This is a genomic window from Larkinella humicola (assembly GCF_008727875.1).
Classification (GTDB): domain Bacteria; phylum Bacteroidota; class Bacteroidia; order Cytophagales; family Spirosomataceae; genus Larkinella; species Larkinella humicola.
In genome coordinates this window covers 192,556-208,761 of the sequence record NZ_VTWS01000003.1, presented here as the reverse complement: position 1 = coordinate 208,761, position 16,206 = coordinate 192,556, and the positions used below count along the sequence as shown (strand labels likewise).

Annotated in this window: 10 protein-coding genes; 4 read left to right on the top strand and 6 right to left on the bottom strand. The window is 53.8% G+C overall.

The features are described 5' to 3' along the window. The first annotated feature begins 186 nt into the window (after positions 1-186). A complete protein-coding gene (locus tag F0P93_RS12980; protein ID WP_150876845.1) occupies positions 187-1,290 on the top strand; it encodes a chorismate mutase in 1,104 nt (367 codons plus the stop codon). A gap of 81 nt (positions 1,291-1,371) precedes the next feature. Here F0P93_RS12980 and F0P93_RS12975 read toward each other — a convergent pair whose 3' ends face one another. The 6 genes from F0P93_RS12975 to F0P93_RS12950 form a co-directional block, all read right to left on the bottom strand. After that, positions 1,372-2,268 carry a DUF4249 domain-containing protein gene (locus F0P93_RS12975; protein ID WP_150876844.1) on the bottom strand — a complete coding sequence of 299 codons (897 nt, stop codon included), beginning with the start codon at positions 2,266-2,268 and terminating at the stop codon, positions 1,372-1,374. Positions 2,269-2,278: 10 nt separating this feature from the next. Then, on the bottom strand, positions 2,279-4,756 hold the full coding sequence (locus tag F0P93_RS12970; protein ID WP_150876843.1) for a TonB-dependent receptor: 2,478 nt from the start codon (positions 4,754-4,756) through the stop codon (positions 2,279-2,281). Positions 4,757-4,874: 118 nt separating this feature from the next. Next, positions 4,875-5,804 carry a DUF4249 domain-containing protein gene (locus F0P93_RS12965; RefSeq protein WP_150876842.1) on the bottom strand — a complete coding sequence of 310 codons (930 nt, stop codon included), beginning with the start codon at positions 5,802-5,804 and terminating at the stop codon, positions 4,875-4,877. A 7-nt stretch (positions 5,805-5,811) separates the two neighbouring features. Beyond that, a complete protein-coding gene (locus tag F0P93_RS12960; protein ID WP_150876841.1) occupies positions 5,812-8,235 on the bottom strand; it encodes a TonB-dependent receptor in 2,424 nt (807 codons plus the stop codon). A 186-nt stretch (positions 8,236-8,421) separates the two neighbouring features. Continuing rightward, positions 8,422-9,390 (bottom strand): DUF4249 domain-containing protein, encoded by a 969-nt coding sequence (locus F0P93_RS12955; protein ID WP_150876840.1) that lies wholly within the window; start codon positions 9,388-9,390, stop codon positions 8,422-8,424. A 6-nt stretch (positions 9,391-9,396) separates the two neighbouring features. Then, a complete protein-coding gene (locus F0P93_RS12950; RefSeq protein WP_150876839.1) occupies positions 9,397-11,829 on the bottom strand; it encodes a TonB-dependent receptor in 2,433 nt (810 codons plus the stop codon). A 129-nt stretch (positions 11,830-11,958) separates the two neighbouring features. Here F0P93_RS12950 and F0P93_RS12945 point away from each other — a divergent pair, with 129 nt between their 5' ends. From F0P93_RS12945 to F0P93_RS12935, 3 genes are read left to right on the top strand one after another with little or no spacing between them, the layout of a single operon-like run. After that, complete coding sequence (locus F0P93_RS12945; RefSeq protein WP_150876838.1) at positions 11,959-13,305, top strand: NAD(P)/FAD-dependent oxidoreductase; 1,347 nt, start codon at positions 11,959-11,961, stop codon at positions 13,303-13,305. A gap of 40 nt (positions 13,306-13,345) precedes the next feature. Further along, complete coding sequence (locus F0P93_RS12940) at positions 13,346-15,511, top strand: S46 family peptidase (protein ID WP_150876837.1); 2,166 nt, start codon at positions 13,346-13,348, stop codon at positions 15,509-15,511. Further along, positions 15,508-16,200: a cytochrome b/b6 domain-containing protein gene (locus tag F0P93_RS12935; RefSeq protein ID WP_150876836.1), complete on the top strand. Its 693-nt coding sequence runs from the start codon at positions 15,508-15,510 to the stop codon at positions 16,198-16,200. The genes F0P93_RS12940 and F0P93_RS12935 overlap by 4 nt, the downstream gene beginning before the upstream one ends. Positions 16,201-16,206: the final 6 nt, after the last annotated feature.

Genomic DNA, 16,206 nt, shown 5'->3' with positions numbered 1-16,206 from the left:
AAGTTAAAATTTGTTTTCGGTATTCCTAACACTGAACTATAAACTTGTTTTAACATGGTTTTGTTGTCAGCGCAAAAGGGATGTAAAGTTAACTGAAAACGCCTGTATCTACAGCTAATATAGTAAAATTTTTTAATAAAAAGTTCCCGGTAGAGTAATAGGAGTATTAAACGATTGAGTACGAGTATGAAGCCAAGTTTAGAAGTCCTGCCGCTGAATAGCTGGATAGAGACGAACGGAAAACCGCTCATTATATCGGGGCCGTGCAGCGCCGAAACCGAAGAGCAATTAGTTGAAACCGCCCGCCAGTTGGCTCAATTGGGTGCGGTTCATGTCATTCGTGCCGGTGTATGGAAGCCCCGCACGCGCCCTGGCAGCTTTGAAGGCATGGGAGAAGCGGCTTTGCCGTGGATTCAGCGCGCCAAAGCCGAAACCGGGTTGCCGTTTGCGGTGGAAGTAGCCACCCCCGAGCACATCGAACTGGCGTTGAAATACGGTGTTGACATCCTGTGGGTTGGGGCCCGCACGACGGTAAACCCTTTTAATGTACAGGAGATTGCGGATGCATTGCGTGGCGTCGATGTGCCGGTTTTGGTGAAAAATCCAATTAACCCGGATCTGGCACTCTGGATTGGAGCTTTCGAACGGATTGCCGGAGCGGGAATTACCAAACTGGGTGCTATTCACCGCGGTTTCTCTACCGGAGAGGCTTCCAAATACCGCAACATTCCGCTGTGGCAAATCGCGATCGAACTGAAATCGACATTCCCAAACCTGCCCATCATCGGCGATCCGAGCCACATGGCCGGTAAGCGGGCATATTTGCAGGAACTGGCGCAAATGCAGATGGATTTGAACTACGACGGTTTGATCGTAGAGTCGCACATCGATCCGGACAATGCCTGGAGCGATGCGGCTCAGCAATTGACGCCGGCGGCTTTCGGCCAAATGCTGGAGCACCTGCACATCCGCAAAGTGGATTCGCAAAACATCGAGTTCCAGGGTGCCATGGAGCAGATCCGGAGCAAAATTGATAACGTGGACCGGCAACTGGTCGAGATGCTGGCGGCCCGCATGGCCCTCGTGGAGAAACTGGCCGAGTACAAACGCGAGAACAACGTAACCGTCTTCCAGCCCGACCGTTGGAAGGAAGTTCACGAAACGCGTGCAAAACAGGGCCAGAAAATGGGCCTGTATCCGGAACTGGTGGAAGAAATCTTCAAGATCATCCACATGGAGTCGATCCGGAAGCAGACGGAAGTGATGAACAGCAACGAGCAGAGCGCGTAACGCTGCGATAGCCAAAACGCCAAAACATCGCAATACCTGTCAGGTTTCCAAAACCTGACAGGTATTGCGATGTTTTGGCGTTTAATCCAGTCTAACCGTCAGAGTCGAACGGCTGTACGCGCCGAAGCAACCCAAACCGCCCCGGATGTTGGTCGGAATCGGTACAGGTTCTGCAAACGGATTGCTTTCAACTTCCTGCTGTTGCCCTAACGCCAGATGATACCGGTAATAATCCTCATTGATATGCCGTAAATCGGCTGTCAGCACCAACGGTTTACTGAACAGCGTCGGGAAAAAAGGCTGATTGGACGGAATGGAAACGCCCAGGTAGCCAGGATCAGAAACCATCCGCCCGCCCTTGCTTTCCTGATTGGTATACAACCCCTGATTTCCAGTAAACTGAACCGGTTCGCGAATGGTCTTGTCGGGCGCACAACCGGCACAGCGATAGGTGATGGTTCCTTCCGTTTGATAATAATCGGGTTGTCCGGAACGGTCGTACCAGATATACCGCGCAAAAAACCGTTTTCGCACCTGTTTGTTTTCCAGAACCACTTCCGAATCCAGCCGAACCTGCTGCAACGCAACCGCTTCCGGTACGGTGGTGCGGGCTTCCACCGATTGTCCATCCGGCGTTTGCACGCTCAACTGGTACGTCTCTCCGGCCCGAATCGGAAACTGGTTCGGAGAAGCCCGGTAATAGCGGAGCCGGGAATGATAGGTCAAGACGATGCTACGGGAACCGGCTTTTAGGGTCACGGTTGCGTTGGTAATCTCCAGACTGGTCACGGTTCCATCGTCCAGAATCGGGCGGGAGCGCGCCACTTTGGCCGCCAGCACGGTGTCCTGGGGCGAAATAAAACAGGCTACCAGCAGTTTGACCGGCTGGGCCGCCAGTTGCTGCGGTTGCACTTCCTGCCGCAGATTCTGGCAGGAAACCAACCCCAAAATACCAATAAGCCATCCACACTTTTTCATACCCTTGTCTTCAAAATGAAACCGTATAACTGACCGACGGAACTGCCGGGAAAAGTGAATATTTGTACAGCACGCTTTTGGAATGCTTGCCCGCCCCCTGGTCTTTGCCTTCCAGCGAATAGTAAAAGGGATTCCGGCGGTTATACAGGTTGTAAACCCCGATTTCCCAGGTTCGGGTGTGGTGTTTTCGCTGTTTGTGAAACCGGCAACCGACATCCAGCCGGTGATAAGCCTCCGCCCGAAATCCGTTTCGCGGGCCGTATTCCTTGACATTGGGTGCCGTTCCGAACAACTGCTGTTGCGGATTGCCGGAGTTCACCGCGGAAGTTGGTCGGTTTTCGTAACCGGAAAACCGGGAAATGGGCAACATCAGTGCCTGTCCGGTTCCGTAGACCCAGGTTCCTGAAAGCGTGATGCCGGGTTTGAGTTCATAGAGACCCACCAGCGAGGCATCGTGGCGACGGTCGTAGCGCGGATGAAATTTCACGCCCCCATTCAGGGCCGGAAACTGCCACCACGTCCAGGAAAGCGTGTAGCCCGCCCAGCCGGAAAACCGCCCGGTTTTTTTCTGCAAAAGAATTTCGCTCCCATAGGCCCAGCCCCGGCCGGCCGTAATGTTGCTTTCCCAGGGTTTGGCCTCGGCGGTCTGCGTAGCTTCGGTGGTCAGGAAACTCGCCCCTTCGGTGTAACTGATGCTGTTTTTCAGGCGTTTGTAATACCCTTCGAGTGTCAGCGTCAGGTTTCGGGCGGTTTTTTCGGGCCGAATAAAGTCTTTCGCTAAACCGATGGCAATCTGTTGGGCCTGTTGCGGACGAATCCGGTCGGTGGTCGGGATCCAGAGGTCGGCGGGCAAACCGATGCCGTTGTTCGACAACAGGTGCGTATACTGCGTCATCAGTGCACACGACACTTTCAGCGCGGTGGTGCTATCGATCTGGTAGGCCATCGATAGCCGGGGTTCGGGCCGGAAATACTGAATCGGTCGGCCCGTGCGCTGTCCGGGAACCTCGGGTCGCTCGACCGACTTTCCGCCAACCGAACCCGTTCGGAGCAGCAAGAAATGGCTGAGCCGAAAACCGGCATTCAGGTTCCAGCGGGAAGCCGGTTTCCAGGTATCTTCAGCGTACAGCCCCGATTCCAGCACGTCAATGTACAGGCGTGGTGTGGCTGGGTCGACATCGCCCGTTGTCACCACGGCTCCGGGGGTAAACCGGTGTTGCGTGCTTTGGAATCCGAACCGAAAGTGGTGGTTTTCCGGAAAATAGTCGACGGCGTATTTCAGCGACAGATCCCGAATTCCGGAGCGGTACCGGAGTGAATACCGCAAAGCCGATGTATCGCGACTGCCGCTTTCGTTGGCAACCGCCAGGCGGTATTGATTGTAAACGAGCGAGAGATTGGCCAACCAATGGTCGGAGACCGCGTGATTCCAGCGGAGCGTTCCCGTTGTGTTGCGCCAGGTAAGGCTTCCCTGCAACGGGCTATTGCCAGACTGCTGGCGGTTGGAAAATGCATCCCGGCCCCAATAACCGCTTAGGAACACCTGATCTTTGCGGTTCAATCGGTAGTTCAACCGGGCATTCAAATCGTAAAAATAGGTGGTGTTCCGGGGAGATTGCGATTGGGAGGAAGCGGCAAACGGGCGGGTGACGAGATCGATGTAAGTTCGCCGACCTGCAATCAGGAAGGTGGCCGGGTGTTTCGCCGACTGTTTTTTGCCGAGCGGCCCTTCCAGCAGCAGGCGCGAAGCCACCAGCCCCAGACTGGCCTCTCCAGCCCGTTTTTCCGTATTGCCCTCCTTCGTCGTCACTTCGATGACCGACGACAGCCGTCCGCCATACCGCGCCGGAAAACCGCCTTTGGTCAGTTCGATGTTCCGGACGACGCTGCCGTTGAACGCCGAAAAAAAGCCCAGCAAATGGCCGGAATTGTAGAGTACCGCATCGTCGAGGAGAATCAGGTTTTGGTCGGGACCACCCCCGCGCACATAAATTCCGGTAGTGCCTTCGGAACCTTTCTGTACCCCCGGCAGGAGTTGTAAAACCCGCAAAATGTCCTTTTCGCCCAGCAAAGCCGGTATTCTTTCGATTTGGTGACCCGAAATACTGAGCTGGCTCATTTGCGGAATGCGGCTGATGACCGGCTGATTCATTCCAGAACGAACCGTTAATTCCCGCAACGTTTGCCCAATTGGCAGAAAAACCACTAGTTGCTGCGCGCTTCGGAGAGAGACGGTTCTTGTTACCGTCTGATAGCCTACGGAAGAGAAAACCAGCGTCAGACTGTCGTTACCCGGGAGGGTCAGGGTGAAAAAACCGTTCAGATCAGTTGTGGTACCTGCTGTTCGGTTGGGCGTGTAAACGTTGACGCCTGCCAGCGGATTGCCACGGCCTTCTTCATAAGCCGTACCGCTGACAGTATGCCGATCCTGCCCCGGACTGCTGAAGCCGGAAACAAGCAGGCACAGCACGCTAAGCAGGCGTTTCATCCGGCAGCACGTTGGTGATAAATCAGTTACCCAAGATACGATTTATCGGACAATGTCGATGCAATGGTTTCGTATTGCTGTGTACGAAAACCGCCCGGTTTTGGATGCGTAGCCGTGCTTATTTTAGGGTAGCCGTAATCGTCGAGCGGTTGTAGGCACCGAAGCAGCCCAGACCGCCCTGGATGTTGGTGGGAACCAAAACTGGCTCGGCAAAGGGATTGTCACCGGTTTGGCTCTGGCGTAGAACGGCTTCCTGATACTGATAATAATTGGCATCGACATGGAGCAGATCGATGGTACAATAGGCGCGTTGGGCATACTGGAACAGGATTTGTTGACGGCCTCCGAAAATTCCCAGAAAACCGCGTGCTGAGCTCAGCATTTCGCCATCGCGTTGCCGGTCGTCCGTCAGGTCGCGGGTTTCTGTGTTCCGACGATAATCGACCAAGGTAGACTGCCACTGGGGTTCGGGCGCATTGGGATAATTAGGCCGGATCGGTAAATAATGGAGTGTACCGGCAACCCGGTAAAAATTTTCTTCCCCCGCCGGATCCTGCCAGGTTAAGCGCACAAAATAGTCTTTACCGGAAAATCCATTCTCGAACGTTGGGATCGAATCCAGTACCACTTCTCGGGGAACAACCGCCTTCGGAACGGTGCAAACCGCTTCAACTTTCCGCCCATCGGGGATTTGGACGGTCAGCGTATAGCGTTGACCAGCGACAACCGGAAACTTCTTCGGATCGGCTCCGTAGTAGTATTGTCCCTGGTATTGTCCGTTACGGCGATTGAAAACAATCGAGCGAACGCCATCTGAAAGGGTAATGGTTGCGTTGCTCACCCGCTTGTCGTAACCGATATTTTCGCCCAGAACCGGTCTAGACAGAGAGACTTCCGCCGTCAATACCGTATCCTGAGGAGCAATGAAGCAGGCTACGACAATCTTCTCGGTTTCGGTTTTGATCAGGGCGGGGTCCACTTCCTGCTTCAGACTTTCGCAGGCTATCAGGCCGCTCAGGCAACACAAAACAGCGATACAGTTTTTCATACGATTTTCAGAACTTGAAGTTGTAACTGATCGATGGCACAACGGGGAAAACGGAATACCGGTATAAGACCGTTTTGGTCGGTTGCCCTTCTCCCTGCGACTTTGATCCAAGCCCGTAAAAAAAAGGGTTTCGGCGGTTATAGAGGTTATAGACGCTGAATTCCCAGGTACGTTCGTGGTGCTTTTTCTTTTTGTGAACCTGAACACTTAAATCCATGCGGTGATACGGTTCGGCCCGGAAACTGTTCTTCTGGGTGCCATATTCGTCGACCTGACGGCCTAAATTCAGATACGGCGTCCCATTGCCGAAGTAGGGGTCGTACAGGGGCTGGTGCGTAACGGCCTGGTAGTGGCTGGTGGGGACAGTCAGGGCCTGGCCGGTGCCGTACACCCAGGTTCCCGAAAGCGTGATGCGCGGACTAAGTTCATAAATCCCGACGATGGACGCATCGTGCCGCCGGTCATAACGGGGGAAGAATTTCTGGCCAAAGTTTAATTCGGCAAACTGCCACTGCGTCCACGACAGCGTATAACCCACCCAGCCGGAAAACCGGCCGACCTTCTTCTGTAACAACACTTCCGCTCCGTACGACCAGCCTTTCCCACGGGTTACGTTATCTTCCCACCGCACTTTTTCGGCCGAGGTGGGATCATTGAGCAATAAAAAGCTGGCGCCTTCGCGGTAGTTAATGATGTTATTCATCGTTTTGTAATAGCCTTCCACGGTCAGGGTCAGCCCCCGGGTGGCGCCTTTATCCGCAAAATCTTTGGCAATTCCAACCGCGATTTGTTCCGACTGCTGCGGTTTAACGCGATCCGTGGTCGGCACCCACAAATCAGTCGGCAACCCGATTCCGGTGTTGGAAAGCAAATGCACATACTGGTTCATGAGCGCATACGATGCCTTGACCGACAAACTGGGCTTAAGGATGTATGCCGCCGAAAGGCGCGGTTCGGGCCGGAAATAATTCACCTGCTTCTGCACAAAATGGCTCAGTCGCAGGCCCCCATTAATGCGCCAGCGGCTGTTTGGTCGCCAGTTATCTTCCGCGTACAGTCCCGACTCCAGGACATCGATGGCGTCCACTTCCTGTTTAAACTGGTTGATGTCCGTATTTTTCAACACCACGGCGCTGGGCGTAAACCGGTGAAACGTACTCTGGACACCAAACCGGATTGAATGCTGGGGAGACGGATAAAAATCAACGTCGTGCTTGATCGAAAAATCCCGGATACCCGAACGGTAGCGTAGCGAAAAGGCCTCCTGGTCCTGAAAATTCAACTCATCGGATGAAATCTGAAATTTGTAATTGCTGAAAATGAGCGAGGTATTGGAGAAGGCTTTTTCGGAAATAAGATGATTCCACCGCAAGGTAGCCGTGGCATTCCCCCAGTTCAGCCCAATGTTCGTTCCTTCTTTTTTGTCATTGGCGTAAAACCGGTCCTGGCCGAAATAACCGCTCAGATAGAGTTTATTTTTCGGACCGAAATCGTAATTGGCTTTGGCATTCAGATCATAGAAGTAATAACCCGCCATCGTCTCCCCGTTGGATTGCTGCTTGATGAGGGGCCGGGCCACAATATCCAGGTACGTCCGGCGGGCCGACACCAGAAACGACGACGACCCCGCCCCCGATTTCTTTTTGGTCAATGGCCCTTCGAGCGTCAGCCGGGAGGCAATCAGGCCAATGCCGCCTTCGCCGTGGAGCTTTTCCTTGTTGCCTTCCTTCATGTTCATCTCGATCACCGACGACAGCCGCCCGCCATACCGCGCTGGAAAACCGCCTTTGATCAGTTCGACGCTCTTGAGGGCATCGCCGTTGAAAACCGAGAAGAAGCCGAACAGGTGGTTGGCGTTGTAGACCACGGCATCGTCCATGATCACCAGATTCTGGTCGGGGCCGCCCCCACGGACGTAAATCCCGGTGCTGCCTTCGGAGCCTTTCTGCACGCCCGGCATCAGTTGCAGCACTTTCAGCACGTCTTTCTCGCCCAGAAAAGCCGGTATTTTCTTGATCTGGTTAATCGGCACATCGATGGTGCTCATCCGGGCGCTTTCACTGACTTTCTCCTCGCCCGTACGATTGCCGGTAACGGTCACTTCCGAGAGCACCCGACCGGGTGTTAGCTGAATGTTCAATTCAACGTTTCGCCGGAAAGCAACGGTTTGCTGCACGGATTCGTAGCCGACGAACGAAAAAGCCAGCGTGACGCTGTCCTCCGCCGGAAGGGTTAGGGAGTAAAAGCCATAGGTGTTGGTGACGGTTCCCGTCGAGGTGCCGGGCAGATAAATGTTGACGCCGATCAGGGCTTCCTGACTCCCTTTTTCACGGACATACCCGCTTACGGTGAAACGGCTGGCCGGTTTTTGCGCCCAGGCCGGCAAATCAGAAAAGAAGAAAATGAATAGAGACAGTAGCGAGTGTTTCATCGTTTTTGTGTACAAATGAAAATGCTTCAATCCGTATACGATGAAGGAGATAAAAAAGTGTGGAAAGGTTGGAAATTAACTCTTTTTAAGAACAGGCTTTAACCAGGGGATCGGAACGCGGATTCGGCGGATGGAACGGATCAAAACGGATTTTATCTGTACAAATCTGTTCAATCCGCGTTCCTATCATTTCACAATCTTCACTAACGTCGAACGGTTGTATGCCCCGAAGCAACCCAGACCACCCTGAATGTTGGTGGGCATCAACACCGGCTCGGCAAACGGATTGTTCTGCGATTGGCGTTGCTGCTGGCGCGCCCGGTGGTAGGTAAAATAATTTTCATCAACCTGCAAAACCGACACCCGAATGGTCAGCGGTTTTGAAAATGCATAACTTCCGGCGTACGTCCTCTGTCGGGTGCTGTCATAGTACGAATAATCGAAGTTCAGAGGCACGTCGCCCCGCACCGACAATAGCAATTGCCCATCCTGATTCTGGTCGGAAATGTATTGATCCTGTCGGCCAAAACCGATGAGTCCCCGCATCAGCACTTTGGACCCGGTGGTGTCAATGTGGGCTTCCGGGAAGCGGGGCGGCCAATTGAGGCACTCGCCGTAACCAGCCACCCGGTAATAATTGGTCTGACCCGCCGGGTCCTGCCAGATCGCCCGGACGTTGTACTGCCAGATGGGGGCAAGACCCGGCCCAACGTAGGATTGGGAGGAATCGAGTCTTAGTTCGGAAACCGGTATGTTGGCCGGAATCGTACAGGAACTGGAGACGGTTTCAAAACCCGGTGCGCCGACTTGAAGCGTGTACGTTTTTCCCACCAAAACCGGCAACTGCCGCACGTCGGCGGTATATACCCGCAACGCCGGGTCGAAAACCAGGGTCACGGTTTTTCCTTCACTGGCTATGCGAACGGTGGCTTCCCGAACCGTATTGACCGAGTCGGTGACGATGTCGCCCAAAACCGTCTGCGAACTCGAAACCGATACCGCCAGCACCGTATCCTGGGGCGACAAATAACCGTTCACCACCAGCTTGCGGTCGATGGGCGGCAGTTTGCTGGGGTCAATTTCAGCCACCAGATTCTGACAGGCCATCATAACCAGCAGCAGCAGTACAGAAAAAGATGACAAACGAAGCATCATAACCGGTTAAAATTTAAAGCCGTAGGTAACCGATGGAACAATCGGGAATACGGAATAGCGTTGAAAAACCGTTTTGGTCGGCTGGTTGGTCTGTTCGTTCGTCACCGTGTTCAGTTGGTAGAAAAACGGATTTCGGCGGTTGTAGAGGTTATAGACGCTGACCTCCCAGGTACGCTCGTGGTGTCGTTTTTTCTTGTGAAACTGGATACCAATATCCATGCGGTGGTAAGCCTCGGCCCGAAAACTGTTCTTCTCGCTGTAGTCGTTCACGGCCCGGCCGTAGCTGAAAAACTGGTTGATGAACGAGTTGTCGTTGTTGACAATCGGATTGACCTGGTGTGTTGCGGCCTGGTATTTCGCCAGCGGAACCGTCAGCGCATTGCCGGTTCCGTAGACCCAGGTTCCCGAGAGCGTAATGCGCGGATTGATTTCGTAAATCCCGACCACCGAAATGTCGTGCCGCCGGTCGTAGCGGGGGTAAAACTTCTTTCCGAAATTCAGTTCCGGAAACTGCCACTGCGTCCACGACAGCGTGTAGCCGGTCCAGCCCGTAAACCGCCCCAGTTTCTTTTGCAACAAAACCTCCGCGCCATACGACCAGCCTTTGCCAGCCGTCACGTTGTCTTCCCAGCGCACCTGATTAGCCGATTCCGGGCTGTTGATCAGCAGAAAGCTGGCTCCTTCGCGGTAATTGATGATGTTGTTCATCGTCTTGTAATACCCTTCCACGGTCAGCGTCAGTCCGCGGGTTGTGCCTTTGTCGGCAAAATCTTTGGCGATGCCGACGGCCACCTGCTGCGATTGCTGCGGTTTTACCTGATCGGTGGTCGGCACCCACAAATCGGTCGGCAAACCAATTCCCGTATTGGACAGCAGATGCACATACTGGTTCATCAGCGCGTACGACGCCTTGACCGACAGCGACGGTTTTATGACGTATGCCGCCGAAATGCGCGGTTCGGGCCGGACATAATTCACCTGTTTCTGGATGAAATGGCTCAGCCGAATCCCGGCGTTGATGCGCCAGTGCTCGTTGGGCCGCCAGTTGTCTTCGGCATATAAACCGGATTCCACGACGTCGATGGCGTCGATTCGGGTGGTAAACTGATTGATTAGCGTATTTTGCAAAACCACCGCGCTGGGCGTAAACCGGTGGGCAATGGTCTGAACACCAAACCGGATCGAATGCCGGGGAGACGGATAATAATCGACATCGTATTTCAGCGAAAAATCCCGAATGCCGGAACTGTAGCGCAGCGAAAACTGGTCGGCCGTTTGCAAATCCTGCTCGTCCGACGAAATCTGGAATTTGTAATTGCTGAAAATCAGCGAGAGGTTGGAAAAAAGCCGTTGCGAAAACAGGTGATTCCAGCGGAGCGTCGCCGTGGTGTTACCCCAGTCGAGGTTGATTTTGGTGGCGGTTTCCTGATCGTCGACATAAAACCGGTCCTGGCCGAAATAACCGCTCAGGTACAACTTGTTTTTGGGTCCGAAGTCGTAATTGGCTTTGGCGTTCAGATCGTAGAAGTAGTATCCGGCCACAATCTGCCCATCGGTTTGCTGTTTGATGAGGGGCCGGGCCACAAAATCCAGGTACGTCCGGCGGGCCGACACCAGAAACGACGACGACCCCGCCCCCGATTTCTTTTTGGTCAGCGGCCCTTCCAGCGTCAGCCGGGAGGCAATCAGGCCAATGCCGCCTTCGCCGTGGAGTTTTTCCTTGTTGCCTTCCTTCATGTTCATTTCGATCACCGACGACAGCCGCCCGCCATACCGCGCCGGAAAACCGCCTTTGATCAGCTCCACGCTCTTGAGGGCATCGCCGTTGAAAACCGAGAAAAAGCCGAAGAGGTGGTTGGCATTGTACACAATCGCATCATCGACAATGATCAGGTTCTGATCGGGGCCGCCCCCGCGCACGTAAATCCCGGTGCTGCCTTCGGAGCCTTTCTGCACGCCCGGCATGAGTTGTAGCACTTTCAGAACGTCTTTTTCGCCCAGAAAAGCCGGTATTTTCTTGATTTGGGCCACCGGAACGTCAATTTTACTCATCTGCGGGCTTTCGCTCACTTTTTCTTCGCTGCGATTGCCGGTCACGATCACTTCAGAGAGCAAACGACCGGGCGTCAACTGAACGTCGAGCACGGTATTTTTCCGGAACGCCAGCGTTTCCTGACTGCTTTCGTACCCCACAAACGAGAACGACAGGGTCAGGCTATCCCGAATGGGAATGGTTAGCGAATAAAAACCGTAGGTGTTGGTAACGGTGCCGGTTGGGGTGCCGGGCAGGTAGACATTAACGCCAATGAGGGCTTCGCTGCTCCCTTTTTCGCGCACATAGCCGCTCACCGTCGCGACGGACCGGGAAGAAGAAGGCTGGGCGAGGGCGATAAAACCGCCCATCAAAAACACAAAATAAAACAGGAAGAAATACTTCATTCAGGCATTCAATGAGCTTATTCTTTGTTAGTACGATAGAAGGTATTCAAAAAGTATAACAGAGACTGAAGTTAACAGTTTCGCTGGTGAAGAGTTACCAACCTAACAACTCGATAGAACCCTACGATCATGCTGAATTTTGATAAGCTTTCACTCAATATTCCCGAAACAACCAAACCGCGGGTGGTCGTCATCGGTGGCGGTTTTGGCGGGCTCAATCTGGTGAAAAAGCTGAACGGCAAAGACTTTCAGATTGTGATGTTTGATAAACAGAACTACCACGGTTTCTGGCCGCTGCTCTATCAGGTGGCCACCGCCGGGCTGGAGCCTGACGCCATTGCCGAGCCAATCCGCAAGATGTTCGACGAAGAATACGAGGATTTTCACTTCCGGCTGGTGCGGGTTCTTGGCGTCGATCCGGTGGCAAAAACCGTGAAGACGTTGATCGGCGATCTTCATTACGATTATCTGGTCATTGCGACGGGAACGAAGGCTAATTTTTTCGGGAATGAACAGGTTCAGAAATATTCTTTTTCGCTCAAAACCATTCCCGAAGCACTGAACCTCCGCAGCCAGTTGCTCCAGTCGTTTGAGCAGGCCAGCATTACGGTCGATCCCGAAAACCGGGAAGGTTTGCTGAATTTCGTGATTGTCGGGGCCGGACCAACGGGCGTCGAAATGGCGGGTTCGCTGGCCGAAATGCGAAAACACGTTCTGCCGGGCGACTATCCGGGTCTGGATTTCAGCAAGATGAACATCTATCTGGTGGAAGGGCTGGAGCGGGTTTTGCCGCCGATGTCGCCGGAAGCCAGTGCCAAAACGCAGAAATACCTGGAAGACATGGGCGTGATCATCAAGCTGAAAAGCCTGGTCGATTCCTACGACGGCGACGTGGTGACGCTCAAAACCGGGGAGCAAATCCGGTCGCAGACGGTCGTGTGGGCGGCTGGGGTCACGGGCGCGCTCATCGATGGGTTGCCGAAAGAAAGCATTGTGCGCGGGGGCCGCGTAACGGTCAATGAATTCAACCAGGTAGTCGGCTACAGCGATATTTTTGCCATTGGCGACATTGCCTTTATGAAATCCGAAAAATGGCCGAACGGGCATCCGGGCGTGGCGCAACCGGCGATTCAGCAGGGACAGCACCTGGCGAAAAACCTGCGCCGACTGATTCGCAAGGAGGAAATGACCCCATTTGATTATTTTGACAAAGGCTCGCTGGCCATCATTGGCCGCGTTCGGGCCGTCGCCGATTTGCCGGGCAATCTGCACCTCAGCGGTTTTGTGGCGTGGGTGGCGTGGCTGTTTGTGCATATTTATTACCTCATCGGTTTTCGGAGTAAACTGGTCGTTCTGAGCAACTGGATTTACCGCCTGTTTACTTACGAGCGTGGTACCCGGCTGATCATCAGACCTTTTGTCAGAAAAGATGACAAAGACGCTGAAGAGTTTGTAATGAAGAATGAAATCGGTTAACATTGCCTTACTATGATTCCCGTGATTTCAATGATTGACTATGATAAATTCTTCTGTTAGAATTCTGCTGGCTACTTTTTTGGTCGTTAGCTCACTTACGGCTTCTGCCCAACCTACACTCAACCCCGATACGGTGAAAGCCGGGCTGTTCGATATGGGCAAGATGTGGACGTTCGACAATCCACCTCAGGAGTATTTCCAGAAAACATACGGTTTTACACCCGATCAGAAATGGTTTGACGAGGTGCGGCTGGCATCGCTACGGTTTGCCGATTACTGCTCGGCGTCGTTCGTTTCTGCGAATGGTCTGGTAATGACCAATCACCACTGCGCGCGGGAGTCGGGAACGGGCGTACAGCGGAAAGGCGAAGACCTGAACAGCACCGGTTTTTTTGCCAAAACCTTTGCCGAAGAACGGAAAGTGGAGAATCTGTACGTCGATCAGTTGCTGAAAATCGAAGACATCACCACCCGCATACAGGCCGCGATGGCGTTGGGAAAATCCGAAGCCGAACAACTGCAGATGCGCGAGCGGGAGTTTGCAACCATCAAGCAGGAATTTGGTAGCCAGCCGGAATGGAAAGGCCTTGAACTGCAAACGATTACGTTCTACAACGGCGGGCGGTATTCGCTCTACGGTTTCAAACGCTACAACGACGTCCGGCTGGTGTTGATGCCCGAATTGCAACTCGGTTTTTTTGGTGGTGATCCCGACAACTTCACCTATCCGCGCTACGCCCTGGATTTTTCGTTTTTTCGGGTCTATGACAACGGAAAACCGCTGAAAACGACGCATTTTTTCAAGTTCAATCCCAACGGGATCAAGGAAAACGAACCGGTTTTTGTAACCGGGAATCCGGGCAGCACCGAGCGACTGAAAACCGTGGCCGAACTGGAATTCGACCGCGACCTGAAAATACCGTACATCCTGCAACTGCTCCGCAACCGCGCCGATGCGTTGCAGATTTACAATGCCACCGCGAAAAGCGACAGCATCCAGAACGAAATTTTCAGTTTTGAAAACAGCCTGAAAGCCTACGGCGGTCAGTTGGAAGGCCTGCGCGATCCGTATTTGCTGGCCCGGAAAGGCGCTTTCGAGCAGCAGTTCAAAGCCGACGCCCAGAGGCTGGAAGGCGGGCGCGGCCAGGCGAAAGTGAGTACGGGTTCCGGCCAGAAGAGCGACGCGGCCAATGGCGCTGCCGGATCGAAGGTCGATATCAACCTGAAACTCTGGGACAACATTGCCACCAACGTGGGCGATCTACGGAAATACTATAAGGACAATACCTACCTGTCGCCCAGCGAACTGGCGCGGGGGGATTTGCTGGTATTTGCCCATTTGCTGATTACGTATGCCGACGCGGCCCGCCAGAATCCCGGTCGGGCCGAGCAGATCAAGGAGTTGCTACAAACCCCTAAATTGACCGACCGGGCGCTGGAAGAAGCCTATCTGGCGGCTCACCTGACCGAAGCCCAGGCGGCTTTGGGCAACGACGACCCCTACATCAAAGCGGCCCTGAATGGCAAATCGCCCAAAGAAGCGGCTGCCTATTTGATGAACAATACGAAACTGAACGACCAGGGCTACGTGAACGATCTGGTGACAAAAGGCCCGGCGGCCATCAGCGCCGACAACGATCCGTTGCTGGCCCTGTCGCGGATTTCGGTGCCGCGCTACCAGCAGGCATCAGCCGCCGTGAAGGCCATTACCGGTCGGCAGACGGTGTTGCGGAGTAACCTGGGGCGGCTGTTGTATGAAGTCTACGGAACCGGAATTCCGCCCGACGCGACGTTCTCGCTGCGGATCAACGACGGCATCGTAAAAGGATTTCCGTACAACGGAACTGTTGCGCCGTATCAAACCACTTTCGCCGGACTATACGACCGGTATTATTCCTTCAACGGCAAATTTCCGTGGGCCTTGCCCAAACGCTGGCTGGCTCCCCCGGCCGAATTGCTGCGTCAGTCGATGTGTTTTGTATCTACGAACGACATCATTGGCGGCAATTCGGGCAGCCCGCTGATCAACAAAAACCGCGAAGCCGTCGGGCTGGCTTTCGACGGCAACATGGAAAGCCTGCCGGGAAGTTTCATTTTTGTTCCCGATAAAAACCGGACGGTTTCGGTCAATACCGGAGCTATTGTGGCAGCGATGCGCTACATCTACAAAGCGGATCGGCTGGTGAAAGAACTCGTCGGGAAATGAAGCGAATCGTCCACAAACACCCGCTGGCGATCCGCTGGTTTCACTGGATCAACTTCCCGATTCTGGTCATCATGATCTGGAGCGGTTTACTGATCTACTGGGCCTACCAGCCCTACAAAATCCAGATCGGCGATACCGTTCTGTTCAAATTTTTTCCGAACTGGTTTATTCAGGCCCTAAACCTGCGTCGGCGGCTGGCCGAGGGCATGTCGTGGCATTTTGTTTTCATGTGGCTGTTCACGATCAACGGGGCTTTGTACGTTCTCTATACTTTTGTTTCGGGTGAATGGCGGTTTTTGCTGCCCAACCGACGGTCGTTTCGGGAAGCCTGGCAGGTAATATTGCATGATCTGGGCATTCGAAAAACCGCCCCTCCGCAGGTGAAATACAACGGCGCGCAGCGGATTGCGTACACGGTCATTTTGCTAATGGGCATTGGTTCGCTGCTAACCGGTTTGGCGATTTACAAACCCACACAGTTTTCGGGACTGACGACTTTGACGGGCGGCTACGAGAACGCCCGGATGTGGCATTTCATTCTGACCATCGGCTACGTTCTGTTTTTTGTTATCCATATTTTTCAGGTCGTCCGGGCGGGCTGGAACAATTTTCAGGCGATGGTAACCGGTTTTGAAGTCGAAAAGAAACTGCCTGAAAAAACGCCCCCAGCCCCGACCACCCCGGCCTGACTAATC

Coding starts and splice junctions, on each gene's coding strand:
- F0P93_RS12950 (WP_150876839.1), bottom strand. CDS start 11,829: ATGAAGTATTTCTTCCTGTTTTATTTTGTGTTTTTGATGGGCGGTTTT.
- F0P93_RS12980 (WP_150876845.1), top strand. CDS start 187: ATGAAGCCAAGTTTAGAAGTCCTGCCGCTGAATAGCTGGATAGAGACG.
- F0P93_RS12960 (WP_150876841.1), bottom strand. CDS start 8,235: ATGAAACACTCGCTACTGTCTCTATTCATTTTCTTCTTTTCTGATTTG.
- F0P93_RS12965 (WP_150876842.1), bottom strand. CDS start 5,804: ATGAAAAACTGTATCGCTGTTTTGTGTTGCCTGAGCGGCCTGATAGCC.
- F0P93_RS12945 (WP_150876838.1), top strand. CDS start 11,959: ATGCTGAATTTTGATAAGCTTTCACTCAATATTCCCGAAACAACCAAA.
- F0P93_RS12955 (WP_150876840.1), bottom strand. CDS start 9,390: ATGATGCTTCGTTTGTCATCTTTTTCTGTACTGCTGCTGCTGGTTATG.
- F0P93_RS12935 (WP_150876836.1), top strand. CDS start 15,508: ATGAAGCGAATCGTCCACAAACACCCGCTGGCGATCCGCTGGTTTCAC.
- F0P93_RS12975 (WP_150876844.1), bottom strand. CDS start 2,268: ATGAAAAAGTGTGGATGGCTTATTGGTATTTTGGGGTTGGTTTCCTGC.
- F0P93_RS12940 (WP_150876837.1), top strand. CDS start 13,346: ATGATAAATTCTTCTGTTAGAATTCTGCTGGCTACTTTTTTGGTCGTT.
- F0P93_RS12970 (WP_150876843.1), bottom strand. CDS start 4,756: ATGAAACGCCTGCTTAGCGTGCTGTGCCTGCTTGTTTCCGGCTTCAGC.